General features: G+C 52.3%; 22 protein-coding genes and 1 pseudogene. 19 read left to right on the forward strand and 4 right to left on the reverse strand.

Annotation, left to right across the window (positions count from 1 at the left end; all coding sequences use genetic code 11):
• Window positions 1-168 precede the first annotated feature (168 nt).
• The 7 genes from ACI77H_RS14545 to ACI77H_RS14575 all read left to right on the forward strand — a co-directional run bounded on the left by ACI77H_RS14545 (window position 169) and on the right by ACI77H_RS14575 (window position 8,833).
• Window positions 169-1,965, forward strand: a complete 1,797-nt coding sequence (locus ACI77H_RS14545) for a hypothetical protein (RefSeq protein ID WP_407012498.1) — start codon at window positions 169-171, stop codon at window positions 1,963-1,965.
• 396 nt (window positions 1,966-2,361) lie between these two features.
• A complete protein-coding gene (locus ACI77H_RS14550; protein ID WP_407012499.1) occupies window positions 2,362-3,318 on the forward strand; it encodes an endonuclease domain-containing protein in 957 nt (318 codons plus the stop codon).
• Between the two features lie 162 nt (window positions 3,319-3,480).
• A complete protein-coding gene (locus tag ACI77H_RS14555; protein WP_407012500.1) occupies window positions 3,481-4,158 on the forward strand; it encodes a histidine phosphatase family protein in 678 nt (225 codons plus the stop codon).
• Between the two features lie 30 nt (window positions 4,159-4,188).
• Window positions 4,189-4,770, forward strand: coding sequence for an exonuclease domain-containing protein (locus ACI77H_RS14560; protein ID WP_407012712.1), 582 nt, complete (start codon window positions 4,189-4,191; stop codon window positions 4,768-4,770).
• A 429-nt stretch (window positions 4,771-5,199) separates the two neighbouring features.
• On the forward strand, window positions 5,200-6,402 hold the full coding sequence (locus tag ACI77H_RS14565; protein ID WP_019579112.1) for an ABC-three component system protein: 1,203 nt from the start codon (window positions 5,200-5,202) through the stop codon (window positions 6,400-6,402).
• On the forward strand, window positions 6,399-6,887 hold the full coding sequence (locus ACI77H_RS14570) for a three component ABC system middle component (protein ID WP_019579113.1): 489 nt from the start codon (window positions 6,399-6,401) through the stop codon (window positions 6,885-6,887). Before ACI77H_RS14565 ends, ACI77H_RS14570 begins: the two co-directional genes overlap by 4 nt.
• On the forward strand, window positions 6,884-8,833 hold the full coding sequence (locus ACI77H_RS14575; RefSeq protein ID WP_407012501.1) for a DUF3732 domain-containing protein: 1,950 nt from the start codon (window positions 6,884-6,886) through the stop codon (window positions 8,831-8,833). Before ACI77H_RS14570 ends, ACI77H_RS14575 begins: the two co-directional genes overlap by 4 nt.
• Window positions 8,834-8,838: 5 nt before the next feature.
• Here the strand turns inward: ACI77H_RS14575 and ACI77H_RS14580 are convergent, their stop codons facing one another.
• Entirely contained in the window at window positions 8,839-8,991 is a 153-nt protein-coding gene (locus tag ACI77H_RS14580; RefSeq protein WP_407012723.1) for a hypothetical protein, read from the reverse strand.
• A 269-nt stretch (window positions 8,992-9,260) separates the two neighbouring features.
• On the opposite strand from ACI77H_RS14580, the gene ACI77H_RS14585 reads away from it, so the two are divergent.
• The 5 genes from ACI77H_RS14585 to ACI77H_RS14605 all read left to right on the forward strand — a co-directional run bounded on the left by ACI77H_RS14585 (window position 9,261) and on the right by ACI77H_RS14605 (window position 14,759).
• A complete protein-coding gene (locus tag ACI77H_RS14585; RefSeq protein WP_407012502.1) occupies window positions 9,261-11,009 on the forward strand; it encodes a caspase domain-containing protein in 1,749 nt (582 codons plus the stop codon).
• Window positions 11,010-11,255: 246 nt separating this feature from the next.
• Window positions 11,256-11,528 carry a hypothetical protein gene (locus ACI77H_RS14590; RefSeq protein ID WP_407012503.1) on the forward strand — a complete coding sequence of 91 codons (273 nt, stop codon included), beginning with the start codon at window positions 11,256-11,258 and terminating at the stop codon, window positions 11,526-11,528.
• A gap of 11 nt (window positions 11,529-11,539) precedes the next feature.
• The gene (locus ACI77H_RS14595; RefSeq protein WP_407012504.1) at window positions 11,540-12,220 is read left to right on the forward strand and encodes a hypothetical protein; all 681 of its coding nucleotides are present in this window, start codon (window positions 11,540-11,542) and stop codon (window positions 12,218-12,220) included.
• A 90-nt stretch (window positions 12,221-12,310) separates the two neighbouring features.
• The gene (locus ACI77H_RS14600; RefSeq protein WP_019579118.1) at window positions 12,311-12,886 is read left to right on the forward strand and encodes a hypothetical protein; all 576 of its coding nucleotides are present in this window, start codon (window positions 12,311-12,313) and stop codon (window positions 12,884-12,886) included.
• Window positions 12,887-13,550: 664 nt separating this feature from the next.
• Window positions 13,551-14,759 (forward strand): hypothetical protein, encoded by a 1,209-nt coding sequence (locus ACI77H_RS14605; RefSeq protein ID WP_407012505.1) that lies wholly within the window; start codon window positions 13,551-13,553, stop codon window positions 14,757-14,759.
• Window positions 14,760-14,959: 200 nt separating this feature from the next.
• Here ACI77H_RS14605 and ACI77H_RS14610 read toward each other — a convergent pair whose 3' ends face one another.
• Window positions 14,960-15,088 carry a hypothetical protein gene (locus tag ACI77H_RS14610; RefSeq protein WP_407012506.1) on the reverse strand — a complete coding sequence of 43 codons (129 nt, stop codon included), beginning with the start codon at window positions 15,086-15,088 and terminating at the stop codon, window positions 14,960-14,962.
• 252 nt (window positions 15,089-15,340) lie between these two features.
• On the opposite strand from ACI77H_RS14610, the gene ACI77H_RS14615 reads away from it, so the two are divergent.
• Window positions 15,341-15,673 (forward strand): hypothetical protein, encoded by a 333-nt coding sequence (locus tag ACI77H_RS14615; RefSeq protein ID WP_407012507.1) that lies wholly within the window; start codon window positions 15,341-15,343, stop codon window positions 15,671-15,673.
• A 205-nt stretch (window positions 15,674-15,878) separates the two neighbouring features.
• Here the strand turns inward: ACI77H_RS14615 and ACI77H_RS14620 are convergent, their stop codons facing one another.
• Complete coding sequence (locus ACI77H_RS14620) at window positions 15,879-16,118, reverse strand: DUF1652 domain-containing protein (RefSeq protein ID WP_407012508.1); 240 nt, start codon at window positions 16,116-16,118, stop codon at window positions 15,879-15,881.
• A 785-nt stretch (window positions 16,119-16,903) separates the two neighbouring features.
• Here ACI77H_RS14620 and ACI77H_RS14625 point away from each other — a divergent pair.
• The 6 genes from ACI77H_RS14625 (at window position 16,904) to ACI77H_RS14650 (ending at window position 21,245) form a co-directional block, all read left to right on the forward strand.
• On the forward strand, window positions 16,904-17,869 hold the full coding sequence (locus tag ACI77H_RS14625) for an endonuclease (RefSeq protein WP_407012509.1): 966 nt from the start codon (window positions 16,904-16,906) through the stop codon (window positions 17,867-17,869).
• A gap of 190 nt (window positions 17,870-18,059) precedes the next feature.
• Window positions 18,060-18,278, forward strand: a complete 219-nt coding sequence (locus tag ACI77H_RS14630) for a hypothetical protein (protein WP_407012510.1) — start codon at window positions 18,060-18,062, stop codon at window positions 18,276-18,278.
• A gap of 314 nt (window positions 18,279-18,592) precedes the next feature.
• A complete protein-coding gene (locus ACI77H_RS14635) occupies window positions 18,593-19,369 on the forward strand; it encodes a histidine phosphatase family protein (RefSeq protein WP_407012511.1) in 777 nt (258 codons plus the stop codon).
• Between the two features lie 559 nt (window positions 19,370-19,928).
• Window positions 19,929-20,123: a hypothetical protein gene (locus tag ACI77H_RS14640; RefSeq protein WP_407012512.1), complete on the forward strand. Its 195-nt coding sequence runs from the start codon at window positions 19,929-19,931 to the stop codon at window positions 20,121-20,123.
• Window positions 20,124-20,452: 329 nt separating this feature from the next.
• Window positions 20,453-20,785: a hypothetical protein gene (locus tag ACI77H_RS14645; RefSeq protein ID WP_407012513.1), complete on the forward strand. Its 333-nt coding sequence runs from the start codon at window positions 20,453-20,455 to the stop codon at window positions 20,783-20,785.
• Between the two features lie 55 nt (window positions 20,786-20,840).
• Window positions 20,841-21,245, forward strand: coding sequence for a helix-turn-helix domain-containing protein (locus ACI77H_RS14650; RefSeq protein ID WP_407012514.1), 405 nt, complete (start codon window positions 20,841-20,843; stop codon window positions 21,243-21,245).
• A 237-nt stretch (window positions 21,246-21,482) separates the two neighbouring features.
• Here the strand turns inward: ACI77H_RS14650 and ACI77H_RS14655 are convergent.
• Window positions 21,483-21,629 (reverse strand): annotated as a pseudogene (locus ACI77H_RS14655) (transposase); the annotation flags it as partial.
• Window positions 21,630-22,132: the final 503 nt, after the last annotated feature.

Below are 22,132 nucleotides of genomic sequence, written 5' to 3' on the forward strand. Positions count from 1 at the left end.
CAATTAGGGCCTAAGCATAGTCAACTCTTTCTTATTTTGATCGAGAATGTCTGTAGGTAAAATGCTGCTTGGAAGCCGACCTGCAAGATATGCTTGACCTTCAAACTAGTCAAAATGCCAACAGTGCTTCGCCCCAGCGCGAAGCCAATCAACGCCAAGGAGTACGCCATGCCGGCCAGCTACCCACCAGAATGGTTCCAGATGGCGGACGTCAGGCGGCGTCGATTATCGGCAGCTATCTGGATTCCCTTGCGTCAATCCGAAGTGATTCACAAAGGTGGTGCAGATAGAGAGCTCGGCGCATTCGAAGAATCGCTTTGCGTCGGCTCGCTGGCGGTATACGCAGATCAGCGTGAGATAGGCGAAACACTGGGTTGGAACTCAATTGGGTTGATACATACCCCAGGGCCTTATGCCTTTGGCGACGGCCGCTACAAGCCAGCAGATCAGTATCTCCATGAGGATGAAGAGCCGCCGGTGGGAGTGGAGCTCGTTCTTCTGAACCATTTCAACAGTGATCACGATACGGAATGGCTGGTAAATCAGGATCTACTCCTTGCACTACGATTGATGCAGGAAGGTGACTCATGGGTAAGCCCCAACGAAGGTTACATAGAGGTTATCCGGCAGCGCAGGAATGAAGATGGTCGAGTGATCGCCATCGAAATTCGTGCTGAACATTTGCGAGATTATTTATGTGCACGCGGTCTGGCCCTCAGGCTGGCGCAATACCGGGAGCGTAAGCAATATCTCGCTGATGCTTCTCATATCCCGTGGCATGGTGCTCCTGTCGAAGAGAAGAAGGTCAACGAGCTCTTCAAGTTGCATACCTTTAGTATCAGGGCCGATGGAGGGTTGTTGGGCCGCACGTCGGTCATGAGGGTCTGGCGTACAGATGTTGACCCCGAAGAAGACGTCCCGGCATTCACAGCCGAAAACAACAGCAACACTGACTACGAGCATTTTGAATTCGAACACAAAGGGCTCACCTATGAGCAGGTTGACGGCAGGCTCTGGCGGGAAGAATGGGTAGAGCCCGCATCGAAAAGTGAGCGTGTTCGTGGCGACCTACCTGAAGAGCAGCTGTATTACGCGACGGGAGCCGCCGGCGAAAGACTGCCGGCAAGCGCGCTCGACAATGAAGATGTCGGGCTCTACCTATGGTTTAAGGCAGAAGTGATTGAAGCCCTGTTGGCATTCAAGGGTTCGGCTTTGAAGTGGTACACGTCGGACACTGGCTCGATCAAATGCTCACCAGACTACGAGGTTCATTTTGGAGTCAATGAGCTGAGTCACATCAACGCGTACGCCCACGACATTGCCAAGCTTCCACTTTGGCAACAAAAGATATGGCATGGGTTTAACGTCTCGCCAGACGGCCGCCCCTCGCGCGAGCTCCTTGGATCCCAATTCGAAAGCAATCCCGCGAACACGATGGCGCCGGAAGAGCTGCTCGAAATTGTGATTGCCAAACTCAACTCGTTTTTCACTCAGAACTTCGAGGCTCCGCTATTCAAACCCCATGACAATTCGGCGGACATCCTGCGAAATTGTCACCGCTTCCGAGCTCTCAGCAAAAATGGATTGCTGGCCTTGGCCAAGGACATTGCCAGACTGACTGTGGACTCCATCGATATAGGTCTTCTGAAGCAGAATCTGGAGGTTGACCCTAAGGAAAAACTGGGAAGCCTTAAACTGCTTGAGCGTCTGCTGTTGAAATACTGCGAGAAGGATGCTGCTCGCAAGATGATGATGCCGCTTCATATCGCTTATGGCCTGCGCCTGGGGGATGCTCATCTACCCTCGAAGACCGATCTGGAGGACGCACTGCGTGATCTAAATGCACCCGTTGGCGCTCATCCCGTCACAATCGGAGCAGTTCTCTTAAGCCGGGTCGGCATCAGCCTCTATGAGATAGGGGATACCATTCACGCGGGGCTGAAAGCCGTCAATTCACAGTCCTAGCCTGCCAGGCCAGCCTCCGCTCTGCTGGGCCCCCTGTCGTGTTGTGTCATCGGCGGCTTCATTATCATGAGCCGTACCGCCCCTCTGATGGAGCTTAAGAATGGACGCCACCACATCTGGCCAACCTCGCGTGCTTAACCTCGATGAGCTCGCTGCTCACATCCGCAAAATGCGCGAGGTCTTCCAGTGCGCACTAGAAACCCTCGCCGAACCTGTAGGTTTGAACTTTTGGACAGTCACTCGTAACCTGCTGGCCCGACCTGGGCCATACGATGGTAGCGACTGTGTAATTGCTGCTCAGCCATATTGCCCCCTACAGTTGTGGAGGAGGCCCACGCGCAGTGGTATTGATACGCGGTCAACGACTATTGAGCAGAACGTCAGCGGAGATGATGAATGAAGCATCCAGGCCACCCCACTGATGAGGCTCCGCCGTCGTGGTACCACGATCGCGGCCCATCCTACATCGAGCAGGAGTTTCAGAACGCGATTGAGGATCTTGCTAGTGCCATAGAAAGCGAACATTGGTTCGGTGACACTGAAAAACATCATAGATACAGGGTCGACTTCATTCTCAAGGATGCACGTCTCATTGTTGAACTCGATGGACACGCCTATCACTCGACGAAGGAACAGCTCGAAAAGGACGCGATCCGCCAGCGGTATCTGACCCGTGCTGGTTACTCCGTGATCCGCTTCACGGGACGTGAAATCAACCGTGATGTGCGCCAGTGCGTTGCGGATGTTAGGCAAATCTACCTTGAGCGCATGCAGCTCGCCCCAGCGAAATATCGCGTTATGTACGTCGATTACGCATTCGTGATGAAGCAGATGCACCTGGCACTGAAGTTTTATCGAGAGACTCACCCCCAGAAAACGTTGGAGCCACAATCGATCGAGAGCATCATTCCCCATGCGATTACATGGCTTCAGGAAAAGTCGTTCATCACTGCGTTCGCCTTTTGCTCAAATGATGACCAACATGAAATCGATCACCTAAACACTTTGGTGATTGAATATGAAGCCGGAGAGGTCAGGTTCAATACACTGGCAAGCGACTGGTACACCCTTGATCTAGGTGAGCACATGGAGGCCTATGCTCACCTGTTCGATGAGTTCATCCTGGTCGCAGATGACCCGGTTTACGCGGCCCCGTTCCGAGCTGTCCTACCTCAACAGCTCAGCGATCAAGGTGTAGGTACTTACACCTACACGTATTTGGCCAATGGAAAGCTCCTGCGCCTAGGAAATCATGAGACTCATTTCGTCGGCACCGACCTGGTTCAGGTTAGATGGCAAAATGTCTGGTATGCCATTGGGTCATCATTCGGGCTTGATCCCTATGAGCTTTAACTAGCGTACGGCCGTGAAACACTTACTGGCGGCCCTCAGACTCGAAGCGCTGAGGGCTAGTACCGGCTTGAATGGCGGACTGCCATCGTCCCGACCCTAATTCCATCCATGCCCCTAGCAACGCTACTGATTTCGTTCGTCGGCGAAACGACAGGTAAGTCAATGAAGAATGTCAGGTTAGTGCGTAATGGAGAAAGCGCGGCCAATGCCGGTGCAGCTACCCTTGATCACGCAAATATTCCGCTCACCGAAAAGGGCATCGCACAAGCTAAACGAGTGGCTCAGTCCGTCGGCCGTGCACCTGAATTAATCGTTGCCTCCCCTTTCTCTCGGGCTCGATCGACGGCGGATACGACCATCTCCGTATTCCCTGATGCACCATTCGAAATATGGCCCATCGAGGAATTCACCTACCTAGATCCGACCAGGTGTGTGAACACCACCGTAGGGCAACGGAAGGCATGGGTCGAACAGTATTGGGCGAACGCGGATTCGTCCTACATTGATGGAGGAGGTGCTGAGTCGTTTCTGGAGTTTGTTGGCCGCGCACGATCGTTCCTAGATCGCCTCGCCACACACCCGGCGCAAGACATCCTAGTCTTTTCGCACGGACAATTTCTCAATGCGGTAGCTTGGCTTATCGGGCGCAAGCCACTCCAGGTTGATGCCCAAGCGATGATCGAGTGGCGCAGGTACGAGATCGATAATCACGTCCCTAATGGTTGTGGGTATGTCGTGACCCGTGCTCTATGCGATTCGTCGTGGGCAGTGAGCAATTCAATCGACATAGATGGGGCGGTTAATCTCAACAAGCTCCAAGCAAGGTCTCCCATGCCATGAGCATCCAAGCAAAGTTCCTTCCTCCAAGCAATCCATAACCTCCTCGCGCCATACCGCTACCTCTATTGCGTTGACCTTGAGGCAACCTGTGATGAGGTTGATGATTCGGAATCACCAAGGCCGCTTGCCGTCTTCCCGGATCAAATGGAAACGATCGAAATTGGCCTGGTGGTGATCGATTTGGAAACACTTGAGATCGTCGATGAGTTTCAGCGTTTCGTCCGCCCTCAGATCAATCCCATCCTCACCGGCTTCTGTAAAGAGCTGACATCCATTCTACAAGCGGACGTCGACAGTGCAGGAACCTATGTGGAGGTTGGCGAGGAGATAGGAGCGTTTATTGCGCGATATCCAAACGCTGCTTGGGCATCGTGGGGGGACTATGACGCAAGGCAGCTTGAGCGAGACGCAGGGTTTGCTGCGTGCCCTTCGCTGCTCGAAGGCTTGCCCCATTTCAATACCAGGAAATGGCATGCAGGCATGTATGACAATCGACCGAAATCACTTAAGCAAACGGTAGAGTCGTTGGGCTTAGTTTGGCAAGGTACCTATCACCGAGGGATAGACGATGCGAGAAATGTCGCTTCCATCGTAAAAGAGATTCTTGCCTGACTGCGTTAGCCGGGCCCAGGTGCCCGAAGAAGCGATGTCCCCATCAACAGCATTGCATCAGCAGAGCTGGGTGGTGCTCGAGCTTACTCCATGCTTGATCGTAAGCCGATAAGAGCTGTCAACAGCAGCAAGTTCAGCCTCTTGCACCTAGTGCAAGACCTTTTCTGTTCGATTACCACTATACGACGACATTGTCCGATGATCCTCGGATGATGCTGCGGTTGGCGCGCCGAGATAGTGTCTTCGAAGCACTTTGATAGTCGTGCCTGCCCCGATCCCAGTGATATCATCTTGATGCCGTTTGCTACGCCAAGCCTCCTTACCCAGTAAAGGGGGCCTCAAGGCACCGTATCGGACTGCATTTCGTACGAGCATTGAAGGGAAAAATCAAGCTAGCGTGTACATCGGAGGTATGCTGTGAGTAGCTCAATGGATCGCTTTTCCGCGAGCGAGCAGGGACTTGGCTATATTTACCAGCCTAGATTTGCCCTATTAAAAATGCTGGAAATGCCTGAAAGCACATCTGTACTGATCGAAAAAGAAGATGACTTGGACTTCATTGACGCAAACGGTGTAAAGACCCTCGCGTCACTGAAACACAAGGCCATAGGGGATCGAATTACTAACCTTTCGGTCGACTTCTGGAAGTCGGTTAACATCTGGATCCATCGGTATAATGACCAAGATAGGATCCAGTCCGATCTGAGATTCTTCTTGTTCAGCACGGCCACGGTGTCATCCGACTCATTTCTGCGCCATTTCTCGCCGGACGCCTTGCAGGCTGACCTAGAGCCCAAGCTATGGGTGACGGCTGTTAATGCGTTGGAAAGCAGTAAGTCTCAACTACTGCTACCTATCCAAGAAGCCCTGCGGGACTTTTCCGACTCAGAGAAAGAGGACTTCTTCGCGAGGATCACCATCTTTGATGAAAGCCCGAGGATCGTCGATATACCCCGGATTATCAAAAGTAAAATGAGAACCGTTCGCCGCGAGATCAGGGACGCTATTTACGAGCGACTTGAGGGGTGGTGGAACGATCTGATCGTCCGAATGCTATCAGGCCTGCAGGACGCTCCGATCTACAACCATGAGATATCCGACAAGCTTTCTTCGTATTGTGAAGAGTACGCCTCGGACAACCTGCCGATCACATTCAGGAATGTATCCCCGGCTGAAGAAGTCGATGTGGAGTCTGATTCCAGGATGTTCGTTCAGCAGATCCGAGCTCTGGGCATCAGCTCAATCCGAATCCGAAATGCCATCTTGGACTACTATCGCGCTTTCGAGCAGCGATCTGCATGGGCACGCGAGAATCTTCTCGTTTCGCAGGAAATTGAGCTCTACGAAGATCGCTTGGTTGACGAATGGGAGCGGTACCGCGAGGTAGTCTTCGAGGGATTGAGCGAGAACAGCGCAGACTCAGTCCTTACTGACGCCGGCAAGAACCTCTACAAGTGGGCCGAACTAGGCAGCGGCAGCATGGCCTCATTGCAGATCCGAGCCCGCGTTACCGAGCCGTATGTCCTGCGCGGGGGCTTTCATATTTTAGCCAATCACCGCCCTACCCCTAGGGTCTATTGGCATCCGTCTTTCCTCGCCGGAGTTCAGCGAGTCGTGGGAGTTAACCCATGAAGCGTTGGGACTTGAGGCCATTTGAAACGAAGAACCTCTTCAATCCAGCCTTTTGCGCTCTGCTAATGATGCGCTCGCTTGAGGCTTTTGAGCTCGAAGACGCAAGGGGTATTCCCTTCTCGTTATCCCTATTGATACTACCGTTGTCACTTTACAAGGGCAGCCGGGACGTCCTCGCCCCTAGTAGTCGAAGCTACTTACTCAAGACCATAGAGGATAATCCCCAGCTTCTCATTGCGTTAGCTGAGCGGGTAACCGAGATGCTTCCGTTTACCTTTGAAGCATTCGGGCTGGCCATGCAAATGGGCTGCTTTCAGGTCACGCCAGAAGGTCGACTAATCGGAACGCCCAAAACGACCAAAAAAGCGATCACTGGAACTGAGGAGTCGATTAGTTGCCAGCGAGTGGCCCGCCTTCTGGGCCGCGAATTTGCACGCATTGGCGACAGAGCGACGATATATACAGCATTCGGAATCAGACCATGAAGATCAGCTCCATCCATGTGTATAGCCACGACGGTCAGCGTCGAGATCTCAAATTCAAGGTCGACGGACTGAACGTCATTACGGGGAGATCCTCAACCGGTAAATCCGCACTTTCGGACATCATCGAATATTGCATGGGGCGATCCACGTTCAACGTCCCGGAAGGGATCATTCGTGACAAGGTGTCTTGGTTTGCAGTGATCTACCAGCTGCCTGGTGTCCAGGTGATGATTGCAAAGCCCACCCCCCCGACGGGAGGTGTGAGCTGTAGCACCGCGATGGTGAGATATGGTGACCAGGTAGTTGCGCTGCCCTTCGGCGAGCTAGCAGTTAACGCTGATGACGATACCGTCACGTCCCTGCTCTCACGTTTAATCGGGATTCCGGAAAACCGTACCGACGTCGACGCTGAGCATAGCCGTGTAAGCTTTGACGCGAATATCAAGCATACGTACTACTACATGTTCCAAAAGCAGGGTTTGGTCGCAAACAAAGACCAGCTGTTTTACCGACAGAACGAGCAGTTTCAGCCACAGGCCATTCGAGACACCCTTCCAATTTTGCTAGGCGTGTCGACAAATGAACGGTTTGAGCACGAAGCAAAGCTACGAATTGCAAAGCGAGACCTGAGGCTTCAGGCGAAACTGCTCTCGGAAGCACAGCAGACCCTGGACACCTTTCAACTCAAAGCCATCTCGCTGTACTCAGAGGCCAAGGCTGTTGGCATCATCAGTACCAATGCTACGCCTAGCGGTGAGAATGGATTGATTATGGCCCTGCGCGAGGCTGCTCAATGGATACCTCTAAAGCGGGTGGTTGACGACGGCGACAGGGTGACAAAATTAGAGGCTGAGCTCGCTAATCTGCGTAAGACGCGTCGGGAGATAAAGAGCCGGATCGATGCTGGTAAGCAGTTTGAGAAAAGAGCTGGCGGCTTTTCGAATGAAGCTAGCCAACATATCGATCGCTTGGCCTCAATCAAATCGCTTCCCAAAAACGTCGCTACTGGCGAGTGGCAGTGGCCGTTCTGTGAAAGTAACCTGGCAATGGATACCCCGATTGCCGCATCTCTCCTGCAGGAACTAGCCTCGCTAGAAGAGGAAATGACTGTCGTAGCCGGACAGCGGCCGAAGTTGCAGGCCTACTTGACTACGGAGGAGGAAAGTTATCAAAAAATCTCCGATCAGATCGCCGAGAAAGATGCCGAGTTGAGTGCTGCAATCGCCGCAAATGTCGCGCTCGCTTCAGCAGAAGCTCGTACCACCGCTGCCGCTGTTGTTGTCGGCAGAATCAGCTGGTTTTTGGAACAATTGATCCCTGATGCTGACTTGAGCAATCTCCGCGCTGAGCACCAGCGTCGCGAGCTGCGTGTCAAGGATCTAGAGAGTGCGATTGGGTCGGATGACAGTGATGATCGCCTAACATCGATCTTGAATAATATATCCGCGCAGATGTCGCGATACATCACACGCTTTGGGGCGGAGTTTAGTGATTACCCTGCACGCTTCGATCTGAAGCAACTGACAGTGGTGTTCGACAAAACAGAACGCCCGGTGCCGATGGCCAGGACGGGGGGCGGTGAAAACCATCTTGCTTACCATCTCAGTGCGCTGCTCGCACTTCACTGGTTCGCGGCCAAGAGCAATCGCCCTCTTCCACGGTTCCTGATGATCGATCAGCCAACGCAGGTCTACTTTCCCTCCGAAAAGGTTTATCAGGAGGCCGATGGCTCGGTACAGATGACCGAGGCAGATGCTGACATGGTGTCCGTGCGAAAATTGTTTGAGCTACTTCTAAAATTTACCCAGGATGAGGTTCCTGGGTTTCAAATTATCATCACCGAGCACGCGAACCTCCGAGATCAGTGGTTCCAGGATGCACTGGTAGAGGATCCATGGTCTAAACCTCCGGCTTTGGTACCAGAGGAGTGGCCGCTCAAAGCGTAAACGCTCTAAGACACCCGTACGTGTTGCTCGTTGAACGTCTCAAAGCGGCGGGTTTTCTGGCCCATCGAGTCGATTTTTGAAAGCAACTGCAAGGCCTGTTCGGCCAGAGCGCGCAGCTGTTCTGGTGTCATTCGGTCGAGATTGGGCGAGGAACCCATGCTGCCAATTGTGCCAGTGCCCGAAGTCAGCGGTGATAATCGACGAGCTAAGTGCTACAGCATTGTGATTAGGCTGCACGCACTGATGCGCTGCCAAGGCATTTGCTCACTACCAAGTTCGACTTGTGAGCCGCGTTGGATTCCGGGGTAGGAAATTTGCCCTGGGTTATCTATGAAGGGGACGATTACTTTTGTCGGCGAGCGCCAACGCAATGTGCCGTTAAGGTCATAAAAGCCAAAAACAACACCTGTGAAGCACGAGATTTCTTATGAAACGTTATGGGCTGGTGATTGGAAATAATAAATATGCCGTTGACCCTCTTAATAATGCGGCAAACGACGCTCAAACTATTCACTCTATTTTAGAAGCGCGTGGGTTCGATTCGCAACTGATCATCGATGCTACTCGGTCACAAATCTGCGACGCAGTGTCATCACTGGATCAAAAGATAAATAAAGGGGATTTATTGTTTTTCTTTTTCGCCGGTCATGCCATTGAGCATTTGGGCTATGGATATATCTTCCCCATTGATATTGACACATCGTCACCGGGCGCAATCCAGTATTTTGGTTACTCGGTAGAAGAGCTGCTTCAAAAAACTCAGCCTTATAATGCGACGCGCATAGTTGTGCTTGATGCTTGTCGAAATTCAGTAGACCTAAACAATTTCGATGTACGACCATTCATTGAGAGCATTCATGAGCAAAGAGCTTCTACTGAGGCTACACAGCGAGATCTATTAGTAGCCTACTCTACCAGTTACGGAATGAAAGCATCGGATGGCAACAACAAAAACAGTCTTTACACAGAGGTTCTTGCAGAACTAATGCCCAGCCATAATTTAACAGCGGAAGAGCTATTCAAAGAGGTCGGGCATAGGGTTATAAGCGGGTCAAAATTAGGGCAGCGCCCCTGGTTCTACTCGAGTCTAGAAGCAAAGGTTAAGATCTCAGATTTGCCAAACTTTACATTCATACATAGCTTTGTTTCTCCAGCAGGAGGAAGTGATTTTGCACTATGTGGAGGGCGTGACCAAGGTGCACTGCTGCTGTTGGGAAATAACTCAACTATATTTAAGTTAAATGCTGCCGGACATAGCAGCTTTGGCAGCCTTGCAGGTGGTGTCAAGGCAGCTGCCATGAGCAATAATGGAATTATAGTTTTTCTTAGCAATAAAAATCATCTGATAGTTTCCAGCTTGAAAGTTGGTTTTGATCTTGGGCGAACTAAGCTAACCGGCCTGACTATCAGTAGTGACGGTCAATACGTCGTAGTATTTGGCGACCGATCTTTCAGTGTTTTTCAACTAAACAACGGTAGTGCATCTTGCATTTCTTCAAAGAAAAACTTAAAACATACATTTTATTGCGCAGAGTTTGTCACAGACAAGGAAATTTGGCTAGGCGGCAGCGGCAATTGCCTGACCATCATAAAATTAGAAAAACCCAATGTTGAGTACGTAGTTGTCGAACTTCAAATCAGAGGCTATATATATTCCATCTCTAAATTCCACAACAATTTAGTTCTTCTCACGCTATCATCGGGCGATGTGTATCTATCTTATAGAAACACCCTAATCACAGGGCTTGCAATTAACCTTGGGAAAACCGTCAGAAAGCCTTCCTCTCGCAGATCTTCTATATTAAACCGAGTCGGTGAAGATGAGATGATTCGACAGTTTTTGTTTTCCCCAAAAGTCCTAGACGACGATATAATTTCTGACATATCAGAAGACCTACAATCGAATGACCTTATGTACAGCTCATTTACTAATAATTTACCTGTACTCGCTATTGGGAGCACTGAAGGCCTCATATATTTGATTGACACAAGAAACTGGGATAATTTTCAGTGCATCGATGTTGGTGGGGGACGCGAAACAGAACTGACCGGATTAAAATTCACTGCAGATAATCTTTTGGTCGCGGTAACTCGAGACAATCATGTATTTTACTACACTCCAGTAACACACAACTACTTAGCTTCTCTTGATTATGTTGATTCAATATTGTCATAATGGTCGTTTTTATATACCCATATAATAAGCCGACACAAAACTGAGGCCTCTCGCCTACCACAGCGCTCGCACCTTCCGGGTCAGCCGACGACGGGTTGCAGACGCATAGTCCACGCAAACCTGCTTTCGGAAAGGTAGACGCAGTCGAAGGATTCCAGTGGATGTTTGACCTAGGGTGATCCAACATTTGCCGTCCCTTAGAGCGTAGTACGCTTACTACTACTTTTCAGGATTGAGACAGCGTTGATGCGATTTTTTTTGGATACAAACATCTGGAGCTACATCGCGAATGAGGATGCTGGCGACGAGCTTGCCACCCACGCCAGGGCAGCAGGGGTTGAGATTGTCGTTTCCCCTGCTGTGGTTGATGAGGTACAGCAGCTGCCGGTGCCGGAAGCCCGGCGAAAGGTAATCCAGCTATTGACAAAAAAGGACTGGAAGCGACTGATGCCTGAGGTGTTCAGCGAATGCGCTGAGCTCAAGGCAGAGATAATCAAGCTACGGCCAGAATGGTCATAGCTGAGCCGAACATGAGGGAGTTCAACCGGGTCAGGTACGACTGGGTACGACGTACCGGTGGCTATTGGGATCGTGCGCGCCGGGGAGTAGAAACTCCACCAACGAATGAAAGCGTTCGACGGGAGCAAGAGGAGCGCCTGGCTGTCGAGCAGTCATTCGCCATCAGGGAGCGTATGCAGAAAATCAAGCCTGGCGGTGAGACACATCTACAGTATGTCGGACACATCCCAGAAGCCGGCACGCTAGGCTGGACTGGCAAGCCCGTGCACTACTGGCGGGTGCCCAGTCTGCACATGTTCAAGTCCGAACTGCAGGTGTACGAGAGTGCTGTCAGAGAATGGCTCGACAGCGAAATCGACGTGCCCGCCATGCTTTCATCGCCGGAATCGATGAATCGGCTATGGTTTCATGAATTAGACCCAGCAGCGGTTCCGCGGCAATGGCTGCGTGGGTCGTTTGAGTTTCTTCAAGCATGGCACAAGGTCACTACCGGCACGCCTGGCGACACTCGACTGGCGACACACCTGGTTGATGCGGACATCATCATATCTGCCGATAAAAATTTCGTCCGGTTTGCAGAACGCTGTAGAACGGACGCGCCATTTAAGATTGGCAAGACCCTGCGTGCGCAGGCTAATCGTGCAGGCGTCGACGAGGTAATGCAATGGATTGCCAAGGCGAACACTCTATGACGTCCTGTCACGAGGGCATGGTGTAGATTTCTAGCTCTTTTGCGGGGCCAAGGCCCCGCCCTCTTAGTCTGCAGAAATAAGGTAACCATTGTGAACGACCACCATGAGCTTTCAGGTGACGAGCAACAGCTTGAGGACTTTCTGCGAAATCAGCGAGCGGACTTCGACGAACGCAGCTACTGGCTTCAGCAATCTTTGGGCGCAGAAAGTCATTGGCTTTTCATCCAGGCGTATGACGCCCTGAAGCAGGAACTTTACCTGCCAGCCTGTACTGGATTTCTGACCGGTATCGAGGGCTCGCTTCGCAATACGATGGCTCAAGTGAAGATCCCTGCCCGAATCGACAACGTTGACGATATCTCACTGCTCAGTAACTCACTGCTGCGCCAAGCTAGGGCCAATGGCATGTCAATCGACGCCTTAGCATTTCCAGGTGAGCAAGATTTCGAAGCCAATCTCCCTACCCGCCAGAACGTTGAACTCGTCAGGGTTCGGCACACCCTGTGCCACGGCAACATTCTTGAGTATGTCCGTGCCCAAGATGATTTGCCGCCATTCTTCACACCAGAGTGCTGCCGTGACCTTGCCAATAAGCTTCACATGATCTCGCGTAACTGGGTGGCGAACCTTGGCGCGTTCAGAAAGCAGACTATGGGCCTGCAATGATCGATCTTCCAGGCCCGGCCTCTTTTGGCCCAAAGGAGCGACCTCTTCATTGACGCCACTCCACACCGCAACTTAGCGTTGGCGAGCAATGACTCAAGCGCAGAATGATTTGAACACAACTTCCCCTCTCACCGCCCGCGAGGTCTACCAGGTACTGAAGGACGTCGCGCTGGGCACACGCACCATGCATCGGGCCTCTCAGCAGACTTGGAATGAGATTTACAACGGTCTCATGACTGTTGAGATCGACGGCTGGCACCTCACGCTCTTCAATGACTGTGACACCTTGGACTACTGCGAGAACTGCAGGTCGCCTAATGGCCGTGGAATCCGCAGCCGAGTCGGTACACTTGCACTCTGGCATCGCGGCGGAGCTGATCCTGTCAAGCTATTGAGCGCCTGGGGGAGAGAACAGCTTGAGCGAGTGCTCGCTAGGCTCTGAGCATGTAACCAACTCGACGATGAGCCGGGCCGCGAGGGCCCGAAAATAGCGATCGGCGGATGGCATTCTCTAGATAGCCTCGAACATTCGTGCTGCCACTAGGTGATCACTAGAGGATTGCTTCCGGCATCTCGAGGCATTCGTCGGGACGCGATATCAGGGGCGGGCCATAATGCGGTAGAACAACAGTAAACCAACCGCTCCAGCAAATGAGCCTGTGCTATGGAAAGCCCATCAATCAGCGCTTCAGTCGAAACTCTTTGTGACTATATCCAGGCTTTGGATAACGAGCAGAAATGCGTTCGTGGGATCAATAGCAACGCATTGCTGATGCCCATAGAAACTGTCATGACCTTGCTCCATACCTCCTTGAGAGAGATATTCGTTGCGGCTCGTCAGCTCAAGCCTTTTTTGCCGGTCGATAAGACAGTTGCGAAATTGCTTGCGACACCCGCCAAGATTCCAACTCGAGGGACTCTCCTGCGCCTGTTAAGGGAGGTACCGCACCAAGCTTTTCTCGAAAATCTCATTGAGCAAGGAAAAGAGGACTTTGTCTGGCTGACGGGAAACGGCTGGCACTCACTGTTCAGCAGCCAACTCTTTATCAATCAAGTATCTCGAGATTTCTGGATTAGTTTTTTGCAGAAGGCGAAGGCGCTTAACGTCGTTGAAATGCGCTCTGATAAAAACTTGGCATTACGGCTCCACGCCTATGCGAAGGCACCCGTAGTCGAGCGTTTCGGCTGTTCAACCGTACGCACTATTCTGGACGCCCGCTTAGATAGAATGCGGGATGAAGAGGTATCGCTCTCAGATGCGGTAATTCAGCATGCTGTCGTTGCTGATAGGTTCGCAGTGCTACTGCGCGTAATCGCGTGGGTCGTTGCTGACATGGTTGTAGACATCTGGGAGATGATTGAGCGAGATGGTATGCAGGACATCACCCCACTGGAAAGCCTGCTGCCTGCCTTCGACTCGGTTTCTGGTGAGTGGAGCAATCCTACAACTCGGGCACTTGAACAGTTGGCAAAAAGAGCAGGCTGGCAGCAAAAGCAGAGGGCAATCACTTTCCTCGGCAAACTATGGGCTCGACACAGTTCAGGGGACGACGCTGAGCCAAGCTCGCGCATCAGGTTATTGCGAAACTGGGAGCAGCGTAAGAAGGGACGTCCTCGGTTTGAAACCTTTCGTAGCCTGGCCCAAGCGGTAACCATCGAGCAGGCGTTTCTGAGCAATGAGCCATATGAGGGTCATGAATATGACACGTGGATGCAAGCTGTGATTCTTCGCGTGGGAGAGACACTTTCCGAAATCCTCCATGCGCTGATCACCCTTGGCCTCGACGCAGGCCATATTGTTGGAATCATGGATGCTTACAGAGAGGAGTACCGTTTTGCTCGCAAGGCTCTAGGCAAGCCCATGAGCTCGTAATGATATCGAGGCCGCGTATACAGCCTCGATCTTCAACGAACTCAATTCAGTGCCCCTTACGGCCACTCTGGTTCGGGTTTAGTTGCTTACCACGGTTACCTTGTGCCTTATCCCAGAGGAGGTTCGTACCAGAGGTATTAGGGTTACGGTTCTTCTGATCCGATTGAGCGTCCTGAGGTGCCTTGTATGGCTTCGACATTTTAGAGATCCTCATCGGAACGATCTTGCCAATCATCTGGTCGCTCGTCCTCACCACGTGATTGCCAATATGCGTCGTTGTTCTCGTTAAGTTGATTTGCACGGTTGTCATCATCGCTCTTGGTGCTCATGGTGTTTCCTCAAATAGCTGATTCGCCCCGCATGACGGATGCCCTCGGGTAAGGCTATTTTTGGCGGATTGGTCGTATAGGAATAGGGAACCAGCGAGGAAATTTTTACGGTCACATGAGTTGAGTCGCCCGACACTAGACCCCGCCGGCAGGTGAACAACGGATGCGCTAATTCTTAGGTTGACCCACGAACCAAACTGGTTGGTCAGCTTGTAAAATCTCGCCAGCACCACATCCCCCACGAGAAATCACATGAACCCAGAATTGACTGAGGAAGAGATGCGCCGAGCGCTCTTCGGCAGCCCCGCGCCAGTAGAACAAATTGTCTTCACTCCGGTAAAAGCTCCTTCGCCGGAAATCGAGCCAGCTCAACCGGGAATACCCCCACAGAAAAAGAAGGCAGCGAAGACATTCACGCCCCGCTTGAAAGTGACCCTTCGCGTCGGCAACGAGTTTGAAGGCAAAACATCAGAGATGATCCACGAGGCGGATACTCTAAGCACCCTACTGGCAGAGCAAGAAGCTGTTAAAGCCGCGAGGAGGAAATATAGGTATGTGGAAGTGGTTTCGGTCAAATCGATGTAAAGCGGGTTATGGCACAAATAGTTTAAGGGGGGATGTCTGGACTGCCCCGCCGTTTGACGGTGCAAAGCCTAAGACCTCGAGTCTTTGCAGGCATACCAGCCGCTAGTTACCGCGCTTTGGGCCTGCTGCCAGCTGAATCTATGAGAAGTAAGTAGTGGTTGGACTGTTAACTCTGATGCTCCGCGTCCCGGCGTGGCCGTCGTGCTCACGCACAAATCGATTTGCGCGCTGCCATTTCAACTCTGAGTTCGCCAAGCAAACTTGAAATCGCCCGACTGGACGTAAGATCCCTTGCCAGCACGCCAGGAGCAAACAGTTCGACACGGCCCGAGGAAGGCTCAACCATCTTGATCAAAAGCGACCCTTTTGCGTTCACGGTGCAGGTACAAGTGCGAGGTAGTAAGCCGCTCTCAATGATATGTCGGAGCTCAAGAGCTGAAATCATGATGTTTGTCCGAGAGGGAAAATTCTTTCTCAGTTTTGTCTATGTAACCCAGTAGTCAAGGAACGCAACGATACAAAATTCACGACCAATTGTGTCTGCTCTCTTGGGCATCGTACTGCGTCGCAAAGACACAACATTTTGGTACTCCGGGACGACCGGTGTGGGAACCGCTCGAAGCTGGTGAGCAGCCAGATGCTGGGTGACAAATGGCACACGTTGAGATTTTCATTCATGCGGCGTCACCTGCCGAAGAAGCGGGCAAATGCAGACGCTAAGGCTTGCTCCCTTCGCCATCCCTAGCGGGTAATAGCCATGCTCGGCGTCAACTGCGCAGCCCTAGCTTTGTCATAAATTGTCGCAGCAAAATCCTGCCTCATTGTTGAAATCGTAATGTGCTGCCAGTATTGGTAGGTCACCTACCTTTAGCAGGGAACGCGTCATGAAACCGAGATTCAAGGTGATTGAAACCACCTGCATGGACGACCGCAGTAAGCGATATCGAGTGGTAGACCTCGTACAAGGAGGCCCTGCGAGCAAGCATGGCGTGTACAAAGACCGAGCGGAGGCTGACGCTGTTTGCTCGACCTTGAACGCAGAGCATCCAAAGGAGTTCGACTGAGTCGCGGCGAGTGCTTCACGCTAAGCAGCTAGCAATCATCGCTGGACGAGCATGAGCCTAGCCTTTTACTCGTCATCGAGCGATCGACGTTAGCTTGGCTCTTTTACATCGGCCAAGAAAAGGAGCATGGGTATACTGCGCGACCGAAATCTGAAATTGCTCTCCCATGAAAAAATTGCTGTCCGTTCTAACGTTGACTATCTGCGTTATCACCCCCGCCTTCTCAAGTCCTCCCTCAACCTTTTCCGAAGCCAAGGTCATTGCCAAGCAGAAGATTTATCTCGACCAGGCTAACAGCGCCATGGGCGAGCTTTATTGCGGCTGCAAGTGGACATGGGTAGGAAAGTCGGGTGGCCGAATCGATCCCGAGTCCTGTGGCTATCAAACCAGGAAGCAACAGAGCCGTGCTGAACGGACTGAGTGGGAGCACATCGTTCCAGCCTGGACATTTGGTCACCAACGTCAGTGTTGGCAGAACGGCGGTCGCGAGCACTGCGAGAACGATGATCCAGTGTTTGCGGCCATGGAAGCTGATCTGTTCAACCTCTACCCATCTGTAGGTGAGGTGAACGGAGACCGAAGCAACTTTAATTACGGCATGGCCTCCGGGGTAGCGCCCCAGTACGGACAGTGCAAGACCAAAGTTGATTTCAATCAGCGTGCTGCAGAACCGCGTGATGAGGTGAAAGGTTTAGTCGCCAGGACAACCTTTTACATGTTTGACAGATACAGCTTGAGCATGTCTCGTCAGCAGCAACAACTACTGATGGCGTGGGACAAGCAGCACCCAGTGACGGCTTGGGAGAAAGAGCGCGATAGGCGCATCACGGCAATCATGGGGCACTCCAATCCGTTCGTGACCGGTGATCGTAGCTGGACACAAGGGTATAAGACGATTGGTGACGGTTTAGTTAGCCCTTTTCCTGTGAAAACATCGCAAGCAGCAGCACAACCAACACTGGCTAGCGCAGCCGCGACAGGTGTGATCATCGGTAACCGGAACAGTCATCTGTATCACCTCCCGGAAGGCTGTCCAGGCTACAAGCAAGTGTCTGCAAAAAACCAAGTGTCATTCAACTCTGAAACTGAAGCTCAGGCGCAGGGATACCGTAAAGCAGGTAACTGCAAGTAAACAATGGTAAGCCAAATTCGATCGCCGGCGCCCACAAGAGAAGAAAAGTCTGCTGTACTTAATAATCTTGGTGCCAGGGTCAAAGGAGATTACGTGATGCCAATTCTTCGGCGTTCGGCATTAATAGCAATGATGTGTCTGATGGCCTCGACTGAAACATCTTGGGCTACTGAACAAGGACAGCAGCGTCGTGCCGCACGAGATGTTCGACAGGAAACGCGCCAAGATGCGCGCCAGACCAAGCAAGATTGTCGTGCAGCCGATCAGAAGAACAATCCCCAATGCCGGCAGGACAAGCGGCAAACAAAACAACAAGGTCGAGAGCACGCTCGGGATATCAAATACTGAAATTCAATCTGTGGAAGCGGCATTCGAATCTGATTCCGACGCAGCTATCGGGGCGGGCTAGGATTCTCTCGCCACTAGAACCCGCCCCGCTAGCTAAAGCTGGACGGGCAATCTCTCAGTTTAAGGACGACAAATGTTCTCCCGGTGGCGAACCCCAATCTCGAAATCACAGCCGCCGAATTTGAGCGGTTGGTCAGGGACTGGATCTTCAAACAGGGTGGAGAGCTTACCTCACTCGAGGTGATACACGGCGTGAAGGTACGCGCGGGCAGGTGGCGGACGCTTTACGAGGAACAGAACTGCAGTGATTCGGCACCGTGAGTGAAGCCATGGACAGCTGGGACAACGACATTTGATCGGCAGCGGAGAGGCATGATGAGAGTGCGGTTGATTAGGCATGCGGAAAGTGCGGCGAACGCCGGCATGGCGACTATAAGTCCTCACTCGATACCGCTTACCGAGCTCGGGAAACAACAAGCGCGAATACTTGCTGACAGCATCAGGTGGCCTCCCGATCTCGTCATCTCCTCCCCATTTGAGCGTGCCCTCCACACCGCTCAGCCTACCGCGTTGCGCTTCCCTGACGCACCGGTGGAAACGTGGGCAGTGGAAGAGTTCACTTACCTGAACCCAGGTAGGTTTGAGGCTACCACTCAAGCAGAGCGAAAGCCGATTGCCGAAGCCTATTGGCATACTTCGGATAAAACGGCTGTTGACGGCCTTGGTGCAGAGTCGTTTGCCCAATTGCTTGGCCGTGCGCAGAACATGCTTGATCGACTTGCAAGTCTCAACACTGCGCAGGTGTTTGTTTTTAGCCATGGGCAATTCATTCGCGCCGTGGCATGGTTTATTAGGCATGGGGAGGCAGCCGGCACCCCTGAACTAATGCGCGAATTCCGCAGACTTGATACGCAAGAGCCGCTGGCGAATTGTTCTGGCTACGATCTTGCTCTGCGGGATGGGCGTTGGTTTATTGATTACCAGGTCAGCCCAGATGGGAATGTGAGGTTCATAGACCAGTTCTGTACTGACCAGGCCTTCGGGTCTTTACCTATTGCTCCTGTTACAGGAGAGATTCGGAATGCTATGAAGCATTTCAAGAAACTGCACTTAGAATCAATGCGGGCCCCTGTGCGGGGACGGCTGTCGTAAACCAAGCCCTCGCGGGTACCCGCGATGTCTCGGCCCTCCGGGCTTCCATCCTCCCGCCTTCGGCCAGATCGGCCTGCGCGCTCCGCTTGCCTATTGCTCGCATGAAAGAAGTGGCATGGCGCAGCGAACCTGGTTTCTGACTGCGCTTTCTAGCGGGTGAGGCAAGCGTTGCTCTCAGCTCGCAGGGAGCCCACTTTTTGCTACAACTCAGATGAGTTAAATCCAGTCTTCTTCACGTAAGTTACACATGTGATCTCTCCATTGAACGTAGTCGTTGGCACTAACCTAGCGCAGGATGCGTCACAATCCAGCCCAGGAAGGTCTGAGGCTGGATTGACTCGAATGCTTGAAGGATCAAATGCGCAAAAAAATCAGAAGATTTATGACGTCAACTCCCCTGCAGGCTATCTACGATGGGAGTTCAAGGACGCCACGAAATCCGAAAAGGTGGTCGGTTTTCTCAGAGAAACAGACGCGGATGACGATCACAGAAATCATTCCGACGCATTTAGCAAGAGCGCGCGGATATACTGCGCTTTACGTTTGATAGGGCCAGCTTATGAATTTGACTGATGCCACGCTCATACTGCTCCTTGCGGCACGTATCCATGGAACAGACGAAGCTATCAAAGCGTCGGCGAAAAGTGTGGTGAAAAAGCTACCGCGCAGTAAGCGAGATTTGATCTACAAGGTGATCGAAAGTGGAAGTCCGCTCGCTCTGGTTAACTATCTGGCAGAGCATTTGGACGACTGATCCTGGAACCCTCTAGTACGACGGTTGCCTGCGACCTAATTGTCGAAAGATGGAGGCGGCGAGGAATTCCTTGTCGTTCTGGGTGTGCCCCGCCGGGGACGCCTGTCGTAAACCCAGCCATAGCGGTGCCCGCTACTGTCTGGGCCCTACGGGCTTCCACCCTCACACCTGCGCGCGCTGCTTGCTGGAGCAGCCTGACGAAGCGCCCTGTATTCCTGCTGCGCTCAGGTCTCAGCGGTTTGATGGGTGACGCCGAAGGTTTCCATTCTCCCGAAGGACTGCTCTACGGGTAGAATGAGACCAGCTCCACATCACCCACCGGAAATCGAATGAACCCAGAACTGACTGAAGAAGAGATGCGCCAAGCGCTCTTCGGCATCCCCGCGTCAGCAGAAGAAATTATTGCCACTCCAGCACAAGCTCCTGCGCCGGAGATCGCGCCAGCTCAACCGGTAATACCGACGCTAAAAAAGAAAGTAGCGAAGACATTCACGCCTCGCTTGAAAGTAACCCTGCGCGTCGGCAACGATTTTGAAGGCGAAACATACGAGATGATCCACGAGGCGGACACGCTGAGCACTCTCCTGGCGGAGCAGGAAGCTGTTAAAGCTGCCAAGAAGAAATATCGATACGTGGAAGTGGTTTCGATCAAGTCGATGTAAAAGGGCTTTCCGGCTTATTCGCACTGGAACGACTGGCTCACTTCAGGAAGATCCTATGTCACTCAAAATTGCATTCGCCGCTGTGCTGAAAGCGATGCGTGCCAATCGCGGGCTTACCCAGAGAAATCTCGCGGAAGTCAGTAGCCGGACATATGTCTCAAAACTGGAGCGAGGCTACTCCAGCCCTACGCTGGAGATGCTCACCACGCTGAGCGTGCCATTGAATGTGAACCCTCTGACCCTGATAGCCATTACGCTTAGTGCTGAATCGGGGGAGTCCGTGACCACTTTGCTGCGGCGCGCACAGGAAGAGATAGCAGATTTAGCTCAGGCGGGTGTGCTCAACGCGTTGCAAATCCCGCCCAGCGATGTACAGATAATGATAAGCCGTGTTTCTCAACACACGAGCAAGCGCTCGACGGACACGTCTCCGCAAACTGAATTCAGCTTCGCCGAATAGGTGCTCCGGCAGCCTCGATTCGTCCTGACAGTGACGCACAGAAAGCCTTGGCTATAGATCAGAAGGCACGCAGTGCATAGCAATCTAACCCAGGGCACAATTGCGCTAGGCGCACGCGGTGGCTATGGCGAGCTTGCTGGGGCTGTGGAGTTTGTTCGAATGTTGAGCGAGCATCTTCAAGGTTATTGATTGATGCGAGTGGCCGCGTCTGAAATGAAACACCTCAGCTTTCACCGCATACGCCAGGTTCAGATGGGCCTCCTCGCACAACCGTCGCTCAACGCGAATGCCATAGCAATAGCCCACGGCCGGCATAGGGATCATCAGTTCAGGGTCAATCGATGGACGCCTAATCGGCCTATATACATCAGCGAGGTAATGGCGCTGGAATAGGGTTTTACAGGCTTGTCTGAACTTCATTAGATTGAAGCTCGGCGACTAACTGCATCCATCTACCTCGTCTTGGATATGGACATACCGTTCAGGGGCCCGGTACAAACTTCAAATGCACCATTGCAGTGAGCTCTGGCGGCGATTCAAGCATAGGGGTGGTACATCTGGGCTGCCGTGCTGCAATAACTTGTCTCAGCTTAGTGTTACCCGAATGTTGAAATCGTAACGTGCTGCCGGTATTGGTAGGTCATCTACCTTCAGCAGGGAACGCACCATGAAACCGAGATTCAAGGTGATTGAAACCACCAGCATGGACGACCGCAGTAAGCGATATCGAGTGGTAGATCTCGTACAGGGAGGCCCAGCTAGCAAACATGGCGTGTACAAAGCTCGAGCGGAGGCTGACGCTGTTTGCTCGACATTGAATACAGAGCATCCAACGGATTTCGAAGGAGTCGCGGCGAGTGCTGCACGCTAATCTCGTAATAACCATC

It is taken from the genome of Pseudomonas sp. O230 (assembly GCF_045447035.1).
Lineage (GTDB): Bacteria > Pseudomonadota > Gammaproteobacteria > Pseudomonadales > Pseudomonadaceae > Aquipseudomonas.

Bases quoted from the DNA above. Each gene is read 5' to 3' on its own strand.
- ACI77H_RS14650 (WP_407012514.1), top strand. From the start codon at position 20,841: ATGTCACTCAAAATTGCATTCGCCGCTGTGCTGAAAGCGATGCGTGCC.
- ACI77H_RS14645 (WP_407012513.1), top strand. From the start codon at position 20,453: ATGAACCCAGAACTGACTGAAGAAGAGATGCGCCAAGCGCTCTTCGGC.
- ACI77H_RS14635 (WP_407012511.1), top strand. From the start codon at position 18,593: ATGAGAGTGCGGTTGATTAGGCATGCGGAAAGTGCGGCGAACGCCGGC.
- ACI77H_RS14550 (WP_407012499.1), top strand. From the start codon at position 2,362: ATGAAGCATCCAGGCCACCCCACTGATGAGGCTCCGCCGTCGTGGTAC.
- ACI77H_RS14555 (WP_407012500.1), top strand. From the start codon at position 3,481: ATGAAGAATGTCAGGTTAGTGCGTAATGGAGAAAGCGCGGCCAATGCC.
- ACI77H_RS14580 (WP_407012723.1), bottom strand. From the start codon at position 8,991: ATGGGTTCCTCGCCCAATCTCGACCGAATGACACCAGAACAGCTGCGC.
- ACI77H_RS14565 (WP_019579112.1), top strand. From the start codon at position 5,200: ATGGATCGCTTTTCCGCGAGCGAGCAGGGACTTGGCTATATTTACCAG.
- ACI77H_RS14585 (WP_407012502.1), top strand. From the start codon at position 9,261: ATGAAACGTTATGGGCTGGTGATTGGAAATAATAAATATGCCGTTGAC.
- ACI77H_RS14590 (WP_407012503.1), top strand. From the start codon at position 11,256: ATGCGATTTTTTTTGGATACAAACATCTGGAGCTACATCGCGAATGAG.
- ACI77H_RS14615 (WP_407012507.1), top strand. From the start codon at position 15,341: ATGAACCCAGAATTGACTGAGGAAGAGATGCGCCGAGCGCTCTTCGGC.
- ACI77H_RS14605 (WP_407012505.1), top strand. From the start codon at position 13,551: ATGGAAAGCCCATCAATCAGCGCTTCAGTCGAAACTCTTTGTGACTAT.
- ACI77H_RS14545 (WP_407012498.1), top strand. From the start codon at position 169: ATGCCGGCCAGCTACCCACCAGAATGGTTCCAGATGGCGGACGTCAGG.
- ACI77H_RS14570 (WP_019579113.1), top strand. From the start codon at position 6,399: ATGAAGCGTTGGGACTTGAGGCCATTTGAAACGAAGAACCTCTTCAAT.
- ACI77H_RS14625 (WP_407012509.1), top strand. From the start codon at position 16,904: ATGAAAAAATTGCTGTCCGTTCTAACGTTGACTATCTGCGTTATCACC.
- ACI77H_RS14610 (WP_407012506.1), bottom strand. From the start codon at position 15,088: ATGAGCACCAAGAGCGATGATGACAACCGTGCAAATCAACTTAACGAG.
- ACI77H_RS14640 (WP_407012512.1), top strand. From the start codon at position 19,929: ATGAATTTGACTGATGCCACGCTCATACTGCTCCTTGCGGCACGTATC.
- ACI77H_RS14595 (WP_407012504.1), top strand. From the start codon at position 11,540: ATGAGGGAGTTCAACCGGGTCAGGTACGACTGGGTACGACGTACCGGT.
- ACI77H_RS14575 (WP_407012501.1), top strand. From the start codon at position 6,884: ATGAAGATCAGCTCCATCCATGTGTATAGCCACGACGGTCAGCGTCGA.
- ACI77H_RS14620 (WP_407012508.1), bottom strand. From the start codon at position 16,118: ATGATTTCAGCTCTTGAGCTCCGACATATCATTGAGAGCGGCTTACTA.